The 12,156-nt window shown below is 67.0% G+C and carries 13 protein-coding genes and 6 tRNA genes; 7 read left to right on the top strand and 12 right to left on the bottom strand.

The genetic code is table 11. The annotated features are described in order from the left end of the window. Positions 1–2: 2 nt before the first annotated feature. From ACLD0U_RS06245 to ACLD0U_RS06280, 8 genes are all read right to left on the bottom strand, one after another. On the bottom strand, positions 3–1,421 hold the full coding sequence (locus tag ACLD0U_RS06245) for an MBL fold metallo-hydrolase (RefSeq protein ID WP_206820494.1): 1,419 nt from the start codon (positions 1,419–1,421) through the stop codon (positions 3–5). A gap of 50 nt (positions 1,422–1,471) precedes the next feature. Beyond that, positions 1,472–1,657, bottom strand: coding sequence for a hypothetical protein (locus tag ACLD0U_RS06250; RefSeq protein WP_179410763.1), 186 nt, complete (start codon positions 1,655–1,657; stop codon positions 1,472–1,474). Positions 1,658–1,764: 107 nt separating this feature from the next. Next, positions 1,765–2,265, bottom strand: coding sequence for a hypothetical protein (locus tag ACLD0U_RS06255; RefSeq protein WP_206549828.1), 501 nt, complete (start codon positions 2,263–2,265; stop codon positions 1,765–1,767). A gap of 218 nt (positions 2,266–2,483) precedes the next feature. After that, positions 2,484–2,555, bottom strand: a tRNA-Val gene (locus tag ACLD0U_RS06260). Between the two features lie 55 nt (positions 2,556–2,610). Further along, positions 2,611–2,683: transfer RNA gene (locus tag ACLD0U_RS06265), tRNA-Gly, on the bottom strand. A gap of 174 nt (positions 2,684–2,857) precedes the next feature. After that, positions 2,858–2,929: transfer RNA gene (locus tag ACLD0U_RS06270), tRNA-Val, on the bottom strand. Between the two features lie 25 nt (positions 2,930–2,954). Beyond that, positions 2,955–3,025: transfer RNA gene (locus ACLD0U_RS06275), tRNA-Cys, on the bottom strand. Between the two features lie 57 nt (positions 3,026–3,082). After that, positions 3,083–3,155 (bottom strand) — tRNA-Gly (locus tag ACLD0U_RS06280). 197 nt (positions 3,156–3,352) lie between these two features. On the opposite strand from ACLD0U_RS06280, the gene ACLD0U_RS06285 reads away from it, so the two are divergent. From ACLD0U_RS06285 to ACLD0U_RS06295, 3 genes are all read left to right on the top strand, one after another. Next, positions 3,353–3,428 (top strand) — tRNA-Val (locus ACLD0U_RS06285). Positions 3,429–3,758: 330 nt separating this feature from the next. Next, a complete protein-coding gene (locus ACLD0U_RS06290) occupies positions 3,759–4,067 on the top strand; it encodes a hypothetical protein (RefSeq protein WP_410340107.1) in 309 nt (102 codons plus the stop codon). Next, entirely contained in the window at positions 4,064–4,645 is a 582-nt protein-coding gene (locus ACLD0U_RS06295) for a YceI family protein (RefSeq protein ID WP_410340108.1), read from the top strand. The genes ACLD0U_RS06290 and ACLD0U_RS06295 overlap by 4 nt, the downstream gene beginning before the upstream one ends. A 3-nt stretch (positions 4,646–4,648) precedes the next feature. Here the strand turns inward: ACLD0U_RS06295 and ACLD0U_RS06300 are convergent, their stop codons facing one another. The 3 genes from ACLD0U_RS06300 to zapE form a co-directional block, all read right to left on the bottom strand. After that, the gene (locus ACLD0U_RS06300) at positions 4,649–5,065 is read right to left on the bottom strand and encodes a type II toxin-antitoxin system PemK/MazF family toxin (protein ID WP_242519685.1); all 417 of its coding nucleotides are present in this window, start codon (positions 5,063–5,065) and stop codon (positions 4,649–4,651) included. A gap of 206 nt (positions 5,066–5,271) precedes the next feature. Next, positions 5,272–6,507 carry an ammonium transporter gene (locus ACLD0U_RS06305; protein ID WP_206823868.1) on the bottom strand — a complete coding sequence of 412 codons (1,236 nt, stop codon included), beginning with the start codon at positions 6,505–6,507 and terminating at the stop codon, positions 5,272–5,274. Between the two features lie 113 nt (positions 6,508–6,620). Then, positions 6,621–7,667 (bottom strand): cell division protein ZapE, encoded by a 1,047-nt coding sequence (gene zapE, locus ACLD0U_RS06310; RefSeq protein WP_410340109.1) that lies wholly within the window; start codon positions 7,665–7,667, stop codon positions 6,621–6,623. Positions 7,668–7,796: 129 nt separating this feature from the next. Here zapE and ACLD0U_RS06315 point away from each other — a divergent pair, with 129 nt between their 5' ends. Then, positions 7,797–8,693: a sulfurtransferase gene (locus ACLD0U_RS06315; protein ID WP_410340110.1), complete on the top strand. Its 897-nt coding sequence runs from the start codon at positions 7,797–7,799 to the stop codon at positions 8,691–8,693. A gap of 19 nt (positions 8,694–8,712) precedes the next feature. Further along, positions 8,713–9,144, top strand: coding sequence for a SufE family protein (locus ACLD0U_RS06320; RefSeq protein ID WP_206549823.1), 432 nt, complete (start codon positions 8,713–8,715; stop codon positions 9,142–9,144). 4 nt (positions 9,145–9,148) lie between these two features. Here ACLD0U_RS06320 and ACLD0U_RS06325 read toward each other — a convergent pair whose 3' ends face one another. Beyond that, on the bottom strand, positions 9,149–10,312 hold the full coding sequence (locus tag ACLD0U_RS06325) for an alpha/beta hydrolase family protein (protein WP_410340111.1): 1,164 nt from the start codon (positions 10,310–10,312) through the stop codon (positions 9,149–9,151). 25 nt (positions 10,313–10,337) lie between these two features. On the opposite strand from ACLD0U_RS06325, the gene ACLD0U_RS06330 reads away from it, so the two are divergent. Next, a complete protein-coding gene (locus ACLD0U_RS06330; RefSeq protein ID WP_410340112.1) occupies positions 10,338–10,919 on the top strand; it encodes a DUF3000 family protein in 582 nt (193 codons plus the stop codon). Beyond that, positions 10,912–12,105: an HRDC domain-containing protein gene (locus ACLD0U_RS06335; RefSeq protein WP_179410753.1), complete on the top strand. Its 1,194-nt coding sequence runs from the start codon at positions 10,912–10,914 to the stop codon at positions 12,103–12,105. Before ACLD0U_RS06330 ends, ACLD0U_RS06335 begins: the two co-directional genes overlap by 8 nt. Positions 12,106–12,156 lie beyond the last annotated feature (51 nt).

The following is a 12,156-nucleotide window of genomic DNA, read 5'->3' on the forward strand; positions in this document are numbered from 1 at the left end:
GATCAGGCGGCGACGGGCAGGGCGCCCGACATCTGGACCCAGGCGTTGTAGCTGCCGTCGAGCTCGGCGATGTCGTAGCCCTTGCGGCGCAGTGCACTGGCGGCGACGCTGTTGCGCACGCCACTCTGGCAGTAGGTGACGATCGTGCCGGCGTCCGCAGCCGGCAGTTGGTCCAGGTTCCACAGCACACGGCCGCCCGAGAGCTGTGCAGCGCCCGGCAGGTGTCCGGCAGCGAACTCGGTCTTGTTGCGCACGTCGAGCAGCAGGACATGCTCGAATCCGTCGAGGTCCTCGGGTTGGACGAGCTTGGGTACGACCAGGTCGAGTCCGTCCAGAGAGGTGATGAAGCCCCGCACAGCGTCAATGCCGACGCGGATCAGGTGATCGCGCATCTGCTCGGCCTCATCGCGACTCGCGGCGAGCAGCACCAGCGGACGCTGCTCTGTCTCGGGGTCGTACACCCACGCGCCGTAGCTGGCGGCCTTCTGAACGCCCGGGATGTTCAGGGCACCCTCGACCGTTCCCTCGTGCACCTGGCCGTTGTGGCGGGTGTCGACGAAGATGACACTGTCATCGGCGAGTTCGATCCCCAGCCGCTCGCTGGTGTACTCGATGAGCTCGGGCTCGTCGCCGATCACTGCGGGGCCGATCTTGTTCTGCTGCTTCATCCGAGCGAAGTACGCGTGAGCGTCGGGCTGGCCGTTGAGCAACTCATCGATGAAGCCCTGCTCATCATCGTTCTTCAGATAGCGGGACCACCACGAGAAGTTGCGCTCGTAGCCGACCGTGGTCGATGCGATCGCTCCCAGCGCCTTGCCGCAGGCCGATCCGGAACCGTGGGCGGGAAGCACCTGCACGTAATCGGGCAGGGTGAGGAACCGGTCGCGCAGGCTGGCGAACAGGTCCTTGGCCCCGGCAAAACGGGTGTCGACGAAGCCGGCGGCCTCATCGAGCAGGTCGGGGCGTCCGAGATCACCGACGAACACGAAGTCGCCGGTGAGCATGAACCCGGGATCGCTCGACTGCGCGCCATCGGTGACGAGGAACGACAGGTGCTCGGGGGTGTGCCCGGGGGTGTGAACCGCCTCGACGGTGATGTTGCCGAGCGCGATGCGGTGACCGTGCTTCATCCGCACGGCGCCGACGAAGGCATCCGAGTACGTCCAGTCGGGACCACCCTCGTCGGAGACGTACATCGTCGCGCCGGTGGCGGCGGCGAGCTCGCGGGTGCCCGAGAGGTAGTCCGCGTGGATGTGGGTCTCGGTGACGGCGACGATCTTCATACCGTTCTTCGCGGCAAGATCCAGGTAGACGTCGAGGTCGCGGCGGGGGTCGACGACGATCGCCTCGCCCTTCGCCTGGCAGCCGATGACGTAGCTCGCCTGCGCGAGGTCCTCATCGTAGATGCGTTCCAGAAGCATGGTCAGTCCCTTCGTGTGCGGAGCAGTCGGTCAGTGGGTGGTGCGTGTTCTCAGCGCCCGAACAGGCGTGCGAAGAATCCGCCGCGCTCGGACTTGGCGGCGTCGATCTGCGCTTGCGTGTGCGTTCCGCCGCACCACTGTCCGGCGGGAACGCTGCGCTTCACAGATGCGACGTGCTGGCCGCAGCCCGCCCAGGTCGTCTTTCCGCAGGTGCGGCAGGTCGTCGGTCGGCACATGACTCATCCTCAATCTCATTTGGATACCCCTAGGGGTATGCGTGATGAGATCGACTATACCCTAGGGGGTATAACGAATGCCAAATCGAAGAGCGGATCGCCGGCCGTCAGCCGCCGTGGGCGGCGACCTGAATGATGACGACGAGAGAGCCGACGAGCGCTTCGACGCCGAGTGCGATGATCCGCTGCCACCAGCGCATCGGCACGCGTCGCACAGCGAGGTACGCGACGATGACCAGGCCGAGCACGACGCACAATTGCCCCGCCAGTAGCGCGAACTCCGTTGACCACCACCCCGCGATCGCCCCGATGAGCAGCAGCACAGGGGCGATGCCGGCGGTTGCGGCCCCAAAACTCGCGGCCAGCGCGTGGCGCAACTCGGCAGCAGTGGGAAGCCCGCCCTGCACAACCAGATGCGAGAGCATGTCGGCCACAAAAACGGCGGTCACCGTTCCCAGCACAGTGATCACGAGCGTTCCGGTGGCAGCTTCAGGCGCCACCTCGTGGGCAGAGAGGGCGACCAGCACCGCTAGCGCGGCGAAGGAGATGTAGATGCGCTCCTTGAGCCGTTCGGCGTTCACTGCCCGTTTCGAGCGACCGTGGGCCATGGTGCACTCCTCCCCGCGGGACGCATCACCCCCGCGTTGGAGCGATGCGGCGGGAGTCGACTCCGGTCGACGCCCGCGTCCCGACATCACGACCAAGGTACGGGACGGCGAGAGTGCGTGGTGCGTCGGTTGTCACGGCGGATGCTGTCCATCGCCCCGATGCGGGTGTGTGACGCGGAAAGCAGAGAACCCCCTGATCTCTCAGAGGGTTCTTTCTGTGCGCGATACTGGGATCGAACCAGTGACCTCTTCCGTGTCAGGGAAGCGCGCTACCGCTGCGCCAATCGCGCCCAAAGGGCTGTTCAGTTCAGACCAGCAGGACCCTTGCGGGACTTCCTACTTTCGAGCGGATGACGAGACTCGAACTCGCGACCCTCACCTTGGCAAGGTGATGCGCTACCAACTGCGCTACATCCGCATTTCGTTCCCGGTGTCCCGGGCACATCAACTACTTTACCCCACGTTCACCACTCTGACCGACCACACACGGCGTACCTGGCAGAGAAGCCGAGTGCGGCAGATGCCCGATCACCCTGGGCATCCACTGCATCGGAAACAAGAAAACCCCCGGCTGGACCGGGGGTTTCGTCTGTGCGCGATACTGGGATCGAACCAGTGACCTCTTCCGTGTCAGGGAAGCGCGCTACCGCTGCGCCAATCGCGCCCAATGGGCTATTCAGTTGTCGGAGAGGTGGCGACGGGATTCGAACCCGTGTAAACGGCTTTGCAGGCCGGTGCCTAGCCTCTCGGCCACGCCACCGCGAGGTGGATTCGAACTCCACATGCCGAAACCCCCTTACGGGGGCTCCTGCACTCGAGCGGATGACGAGACTCGAACTCGCGACCCTCACCTTGGCAAGGTGATGCGCTACCAACTGCGCTACATCCGCATTTCGTTCCCGGCGTCCCGGGCACTTGAAATACATTAGCCCAGGTTCACCGCATCACCAAACCACTCCGCGCATCCGGGCGTGTCCGACGACGCGCACGCCGAGCGCCACGCCCGGGCTGCGCCACGGTACCGGCACTCCCCCGCCGATCGGGTATGATCTCTATCTGTGCCCTTGAGCACATCACAACAACACATGGGCGATTGGCGCAGTTGGTAGCGCGCTTCCTTCACACGGAAGAGGTCGTGGGTTCGAGTCCCGCATCGCCCACCATCGAAAGGCCCGGGAAGCTCCCGGGCCTTTCTTCGTTCCAAGCGGGCGGTCCATGCCGAGTGAAGCGACGCACTCGCCGGCGCTAGGCTGAGCCGCGACGAACTGGGGGCTCGGATGCGCGCGTTTCGACTTGTGCTTGGTGGGGTGCTGGCGGCTTCGCTTGTTGCGGTGGGCATCCGCGGCGCGATACTGACCCACCAGGCGTGGCTCCCTTGCGCTGCAGGAAGTTCCGTCGAGGCCTGCACGGCGGCGATGGATGGCCCGGAGCATCTCGCAGCATTGGCGCCTCTCTGGGGTCTCGCTCTTGTTCTCACCATCACGGCCGCCTTCGTGCTTCGAACTCGCCCTGCACGAGTTCTCGGCATCAGCGCAGCTGTGCTCGTGCTGCTCATGAACAACATCACCGAGTACGCACTCGCGCTGGGCTTCGTCGGCGGGCACCACGATGTACCGCCGGGAACGGGCTACGGGCAGGTGTCCGCCTGGATCCTGGCGGGCGTCCTCGTCGGAACGGGAACACTGGCTGATGCGCGGACGCCGCACGCTCCCGTGGCACCGTTCGACCGGACCCAACCGATGCCGGTACGCTCGATCCGGCATATCGCTACCCGAGCGAGAAGAAACAGGAGCGTCACGTGATCGAACACGCGAAGGTGAACGGCGATTGGGAGATCGACCCGGCTCACACCCGCATCGGATTCTCGGCCAAGCACGCGATGGTCACGACCGTTCGCGGGGCGTTCAACGACATCACCGGTCACCTGCATGTCGACACCGAGCAGCCCGAGAAGTCCTGGGCGAAGGTCAGCATGGAGGTCTCCAGCATCGACACCCGCAGCCCTCAGCGCGACGAGCACCTGCGCAGCGCCGACTTCTTCGACGCCGAGAAGTGGCAGCAGATCACGTTCGTGAGCACGCAGATCGAAGAAGTCGACGATCGCGCCTTCGGCGTCACGGGAGAGCTCACCATCCGCGACGTCACGCGTCAGGTGATGATCCCGCTGGCCCTGACGGGCATCGAGACGGGGGCGTACGGCGAGCTGCGGGCCGGCTTCGAGGGAAGTCGGCGCCTGAATCGCAGAGACTTCGGCCTGGAATGGAACACCCCGCTCGACTCGGGTGGCGTGCTGGTCTCAGAGAAGATCACGCTCGAGTTCGAGATCTCCGCGGTGAAGACGCAGCCCGAGCAGTCCGACGAAGATGGTCAGGGCGACTGAGTCCTACTCACGCGCCCAGCCGTAGCGTGCGATCAGCGCACGCGCCACACGCGCGTAGCGCTGAGCGTCAAGCACCGCCGCCTCGCGGCGCATGCCGTCGTGGTGCACGCTGTACAACTGCTCGATGTCCACCCAGGACTCACGCCCGCGCACATCCCACGCTCCCGAGCCGATCGGCAGGTAGTCACGATCGCGGTCATGCGGCTTGCTGGTCATCCGCACGGCGTACACGCGATCGGCCGTGTGCCGCCCGATCACGAGAACGGGGCGGTCCTTGCCGCGGCCGTCGTTCTCCTCGTACGGCACCCAGGTCCAGATGATCTCACCCGAGTCCGGCGCGTCGTTGCGGGACGGTGAGTAGCCGACCGCGACATCATCGACCCGTTCCGGATCGACCTGCACGGTCTCGGCACCGGGCATCCGCCCCGGTTCGACGTCCTCGGCCTGATCGCGCGCGACCGACCCACCCGAACGCGACCGCCCCTCCGGACGAAGCACCGCGTCGCCGGCGTGCCGGCGACGCGGTGGTCGCTGTGATTCGTCCTTCACCAGCATCCGATTGACGATGCCGGCGAGGGCGGACAGGAACTTGTTCGTCGAGCTCACCTGCCCACCCTATCCAGCAGCTACTCGACCAGCGCGTAGCCCGCCTCGCCATGCACGACCTGGTCGACGCCCGCAACCTCATCCTCGCTGGTCACCCGGAACCCGATCGTCTTCTCGATCGCCAAGCCGATCACGAAGGCCACCACGAACGAGTACACCAGCACTCCCCCGGCCGCGATCACCTGCACCGCGAGCAACCGCCAGTCCCCACCGGTGAACAGCCCCTGGTCGGTCGCGAAGAAGCCGAGGTACACCGTGCCCAGCAGACCTCCCACCAGGTGCAGACCCACGACGTCGAGCGAGTCATCGAAGCCCCAGCGGTACTTCAGGTCCACCGCAAGAGCGCAGGCGACTCCCGCGAGTGCGCCCAGCAGCAGCGCCCAACCGGGCGTGAGGTTCGCGCAGGCCGGCGTGATCGCGACAAGACCGGCCACGAGGCCCGACACCGCGCCGACCGACGTCGGCTTGCCGTCCTTGATGCGCTCGATCAGGATCCAGCCGAGGATGCCCGCGGCCGCCGCCCCCAGGGTGTTGATCCCGATCAGGCCCACCTTGCCCATGTCGTCGGCCAGCCACTCCGCACCGGCGTTGAACCCGAACCAGCCGAACCACAGCAACGCCGCCCCCAGCAGCGTCAGCGGCACGTTGTGCGGACGCTGGATGCCCTTGGCGAAGCCGATCCGCTTGCCCAGCACGAGCGCCAGCGCGAGAGCGGCGGCTCCCGCGTTGATGTGCACCGCGGTGCCACCGGCGTAGTCGATCACGGCGATGCCGCTCTCCTCACCGAACAGCGCCGTTCCGAGGTTCATGATCCAGCCACCGCCCCACACCCATGCGGCGATCGGGAAGTACCCGAGGGTGCCGAACACGCCGACGAAGATCAACCACGGACCGAACCTCGCCCGATCCGCGATCGCTCCCGAGATCAGCGCGACCGTGATGATCGCGAACGTGGCGCCGTAAGCCACGCTCAGCAGCGCCACGTTCGCACCGTCCCCCGCGGCGGTGTCCACCAAGCCGAAGTCGGCGAAGGGATTGCCCGCGAACTGCATCGGGTCTGACACCGCGCTCATCGAGAACCCGTACAGCACCCAGAGCACCGCGATCAGACCGATCGCGCCGAAGCTCATCATCATCATGCTGATGACGCTCTTGGCCTTGACCAGTCCGCCATAGAAGAATGCCACTCCCGGTGTCATCAGCAGCACCAGTGCAGTGGCTGTGATCGCCCAGGAGATGTTGCCCGCAGCATCCATCCCAACCTCCTTCAATCATGTGAACGAGGCTCAGTCTGCGGCGGCCGTGTTTCGACGACCGACGCGCTGTGTTGCGGCCGTGTTACAGGCCGTGGCCGAATGTGAACGTCGCGTTACGCGGCGTCGGGCAATGAGTGCGTGAGTGCGTTGAGTCGGGAGATCGCGCGCAGGTACTTCTTGCGGTAACCGCCCGAGAGCATCTCATCGGCGAACACGGCGTCGAGCGAGACGCCGGTCGCGGCGATCGGCAGCTGCGCGTCGTAGACGCGGTCGACGAATGCGACGAACCGCAACGCCTCGGACTGATCGCTCAGCACGCGCACGTCGCGCAGACCGACCACGTCGACGTTGTCGATGAGACGGATGTAGCGCGAAGGATGCACCTGGGCGAGGTGACGGATGGCATCCGAGAAGTCATCGTCGGATGCCGTCCCCGCGGTCGCGCTCCGCGCGATCGTCGCGGCGTAGCCGGCATCGTCGAGCACGACGGCAGTGCCATCGATAGCGCGCTGCCGGTAGTCGACGCCATCGATGCGCAGCGTCTGGAACGCCTCGGACATCGCGTGGATCTCGCGCAGGAAGTCCTGCGCCGCGAAGCGTCCCTCGCCGAGCGCGTTCGGCGGCGTGTTCGAGGTGGCGGCGAGGCGGGTTCCGGATGCCACCAACTCGCCCAGCAGTCGGGTCATGACCATGGTGTCGCCCGGGTCGTCGAGCTCGAACTCGTCGATGCAGAGCAAGTCGGCCCCGCGCAGCAGATCGACGGTGTTCTTGTAGCCGAGAGCTCCGACCAGCGCGGTGTACTCGATGAACGACCCGAAATACTTCCGCCGTGCCGGCATCGCGTGATAGACCGACGCCAACAGGTGGGTCTTGCCGACGCCGAACCCGCCGTCCAGGTAGACGCCCGGCTTCATGGGCTCGATCTTCGGTGCGCGCCGGAACAGCCCGGCCCTCTTCACGGGCTCTCCCCCACCGGCGAAGCGCATCAGCGTGCGCTTCGCCTCGTCCTGTGACGGGTAGGCCTCGTCCGCGCGGTAGCTCTCGAAGGTCGCACCGTCGAACTGCGGGGGCGGAACAAGACTGGCCAGCATCTCGTCTCCGGTCACGACGGGTGTGCGTTCGGTGAGATGCACGACACCCGTGCCGATCTGCTGGGTCATCACGTTCCTGAAGTCATAGTCTTGCGATCCGAGTGCGGGCACGCTGGAAGGGATCTAGGGTCAAAGGGGACGGCTCGATTTTACGCCGTCCATCAACACCCCAGGCATCCTGCACCCAGAGGAGCAATAGTGACCGTCGCACACGACACCTCATCCGCCAAGTTCGCCGAGTACGCCGAACCCGGTCGTCTCGTCACCACCGAGTGGCTCGCACAGAACCTTGGCACCCCCGGCCTCGTCGTCGTCGAGTCCGACGAGGATGTGCTGCTGTACGAGACCGGCCACATCCCAAGTGCGGTGAAGGTCGACTGGCACACCGAGCTGAACGACCCGGTGGTGCGCGACTACGTCGACGGCGAGGGCTTCGCCGCTCTGCTCAGCCGCAAGGGCATCTCGCGCGATGACACCGTGGTGATCTACGGCGACAAGAACAACTGGTGGGCCGCATATGCCCTGTGGGTGTTCTCGCTGTTCGGGCACGAGGACGTGCGCCTGCTCGACGGAGGCCGCGACAAGTGGATCGCCGAGGGCCGTGAGCTCACCACCGAGAAGACCGTGCGTCCCGCCACCGAGTACCCGGTCGTCGAGCGCGACGACTCGGTGCTGCGCGCCTACAAGGACGACGTGCTGGCCTTCATCGGCCACGGACCGCTGATCGACGTGCGCTCTCCCGAGGAGTACTCCGGTGAGCGCACCCACATGCCCGCATACCCCGAGGAGGGCGCGCTGCGCGGCGGTCACATTCCGACGGCGCAGAGTGTGCCGTGGGCGCGCGCGGTCGCTGAGGACGGCGGATTCAAGTCGCGCGCCGAACTGGAGCAGATCTACCTCGACGGCGCCGGTCTCACGCCCGGCGACGACGTGATCGCGTACTGCCGTATCGGAGAGCGCTCCAGCCACAGCTGGTTCGTGCTGCAGCACCTGCTGGGCTTCGAGAACGTACGCAACTATGACGGCTCATGGACCGAATGGGGCAGTGCCGTGCGGGTGCCGATCGTGACCGGCACGGAGCCCGGCGCGCTCTGAGCGTGGGAGAATCACAGGGATGACTGACACGCCCGTCCCTGCCGCGCTCGCCGAGTTCCGCGACGAGTTCCTCGAGTTGCCCGAGAGCGACCGCCTCGAGCTGTTGCTGGAGTTCGCGAACGAGCTGCCGGCCGTCCCGGAGCGTCTCGCCGACCATCCCGAGCTGTACGAGCGCGTCGCTGAGTGCCAGTCTCCTGTATTCATCATCGTCGAGGTCTCCGACGGCATCGTCGCCATGCATGCGACGGCGCCGCCGGAGGCACCGACGACCCGCGGGTTCGCCAGCATCCTCGCGCAGGGCATCACCGGGCTGACCGCTGACGAGGTGTTGGCGATCCCCAGCGACTACCCCCAGACGATCGGGCTGACCAAACTGGTCTCGCCGCTGCGGATCGGCGGGATGACCGGGATGCTGATGCGCGCCAAGAACCAGGTCGCACAGAAGCGCTGAGTGCTCAGTTCGGTGCGCTGTCCTCGGCCAGGCCCTGCGCAGTGATCCAGTCGGTGATCGTCGCCGTCCACCCGCTCTGGTCGTAGTTCCACAGCTTGGTGTGCCGCGCGACCGAGATCTCGGGCATGGTGACCAGATCCGGGCGTGCCTTCGCGAGCGCGTGCGAGGCGTCGGCAGGCACGAAACCGTCGTCCTCGCTGTGCAGGATCAGCACAGGAGCATCGAGCTCGGATGCCCGTGCCACCATGTCGAGACGGTCGAACGCGATCGGCGCCTCGGCGCCGCTCAGTCGTGCCATCACGGAGTTCTGGAGCGCTCCCATCGCCAGTGCGGGCAAGGGCTCCCGCAGGCCCGCCTCGCGCGCCTGGAACCGCAGCACGGTGCGCCAGTCCACGACCGGCGAATCCAGCACTAGTGCCGCGATCGCCTCCCGATGCGCGGATGACACCGCCGTCTGCAGCGCGATCGCGCCGCCCATCGACCAGCCCATCAGCACGATGCGCTCGGCGCCGTGGCGCATCGCGTACCCGATCGCCGCGTCGACGTCGCGCCACTCCGCGGCCCCGAGCGCGTAAGAACCCCGCCGCGAACGCGGCGCCTCGCCATCGTTGCGGTATGAGACCACGAGCACGGGCAGGCCGAGCGCGTGGAAGACAGGCACCGCGCGCAGGCACTCCGAACGCGTCGTGCCCCGGCCGTGCACCTGGATCACCCAGGTAGAGGAGGACTGCGGGAACAGCCACGCCGGGCAGGGTCCGGCCGGCGAGCCGATCAGCACGTTCTTCCACGGCAGGTGCAGCTCATCCGGTGCGACGTAGTACCAGCCGCTGAACGCGGCGTCCTGATCGAGGTGCGCATCGGGTGCGATCTGTGTGAGCAGCTTGCGCCGCACACTGGTGGCATCAGCGCTCAGCACCGCGCCGAGCTTGACGTAGTCGTGCGATCCCGCGGTGAACAGCCCATAGCGGCCGGGGAGCTCTGTATCGACCGTGCGGTCGAGCTCGATCGTCTGCGCCGCGGTGTCCACGGAACGGATGCGCACATCCTTCTGGCGGACGGCGGGCGTCACCACGCGGCGGGCGGTACTGAACACCGCGACGGCGGCCGCCGCGGCCGTAGCGGCGACGACAGGGAGGGCGAACGCTGCGGCGTGCCTGAGACTCTTCATCGCCTCCTGACTCTAGCCTGTCCACGTGACCGCAGACCCGGAGGCCGCCGCCCTGTTCGACGCAGCGGTGGCAGAGTTGCGCACGGCGTCGTCACGGACCGACATCGTCGTGCGCGAGATCCCCGCCCCGCGCGACCTCGCTCCGTTCGCTTTCGCTCTGGCCGCGGATGTGCGACCCGATGACCACGGCGATTCCCTGTACGGCACCGGGCGGTTCGTGCTGCTGCACGATCCAGACGAACCGCCGTCGTGGGGCGGCGCCTGGCGGATTGTCGCATACGCCCAGGCTCCGCTCGAGCCCGAGATCGGCACAGATCCGTTGCTGGCGGAGGTGGCCTGGTCGTGGCTTGTCGACGCACTTGACGACCACGGAGCCGACTACCACTCCGCATCGGGCACCTCGACGAAGATGCTCTCGAAGGGATTCGGAGCGCTCGCCGAAGAAGGCGACGGCGCGCAGATCGAGTTGCGCGCGTCGTGGACAGCCGACGCACCCCTGCGGCCACATGTGGAAGCATGGGAGGAGCTGGTGGGAATGCTCGCAGGGCTCCCACCCGGATCAGAGGATGTCGCCGTGTTCGGCGCAAGAAAGGGCGGACGTGGCTGACTACTCCGTGATCAGCGACCGCGCGGAGTTCGAGAAGGCCAGTCGCGCGCTGGCCGAGGGCGATGGGCCGGTCGCCGTCGATGTCGAGCGAGCATCGGGATTCCGGTACTCGCAGCGCGCATACCTGATCCAGGTCTTCCGTCGCGACGCCGGGGTCTTCCTCTTCGACCCTCCCGCCATCGGTGACTTCAGCGCACTCCAGCGCGCCATCGGCGCCGAGGAGTGGGTGTTCCATGCGGCCAGCCAAGACCTGCCATCCCTACGCGAACTCGACCTCGAACCACCCCGCATCTTCGACACCGAGTTGGCATCGCGACTGCTCGGCAGCGACGGATTCGGCCTCGCCGCCGTCGTCGAGCACACGCTGGGCATCTCGCTGGCCAAGGCGCACTCGGCAGCCGACTGGTCCACCCGGCCGTTGCCGGCGCCGTGGCTCGAGTACGCTGCGCTCGACGTCGTGCATCTGATCGACGTGCGAGACGCTCTCGTCGACGAACTCGCAGCTTCGCAGAAGACCGAGTACGCGGCGCAGGAGTTCGACGCCACCCTGCATCGGCCGCCCAAGCCACCGCGCGAAGAGCCATGGCGACGCCTCAGCGGTCTGCACAAGGTGCGCGGTGCCCGCCAGCTCGCCGTCGCACGCGAGCTCTGGACGGCACGGGAGGACTACGCCCGAGAGATCGACGCCGCACCGGGCCGTCTCGTGCCCGATCGCGCACTCCTGGCCGCGGTGCTCGCCTCCCCCACCTCGAAGCAGGCGCTCGCCGGCCTGAAGGAGTTCAACGGTCGCGCCAGCCGCACGCAACTGGATCGCTGGTGGGATGCCATCGCGCGCGGCCGCGCCACCGAGCAGCTGCCCCGCGAGCGGGTGCCCAGTGACTCCCTCCCGCCGCCTCGGGCGTGGGTGGACCGCAACCCCGAGGCCGATCTGCGACTGAAGGCCGCCCGACCGGTGGTCGAGGCGATCGCCGAAGAGCTGCACATGCCCACCGAGAACCTACTGACGCCCGAGCACCTGCGCCGGGTCGCCTGGCACCCGCCGGCGCTGACCGCGGATGCCATCGGCACCGCGCTCAGCGAACTCGGCGCGCGGCCCTGGCAGGTTGCGCATACCGCACAGAAGATCGCGGATGCCTTTGTAGAAGGCCCGCAATCCACGACGGATGCCGACACGGCGGATTCGTAGAGTCCGCCCAACCGATTCCCCCGCCACGACGCGCACTCCTAGGCTGGTCGC

Origin of the sequence: Microbacterium sp. 2216-1 (assembly GCF_046507855.1) — a bacterium.
GTDB lineage: Bacteria > Actinomycetota > Actinomycetes > Actinomycetales > Microbacteriaceae > Microbacterium > Microbacterium esteraromaticum_C.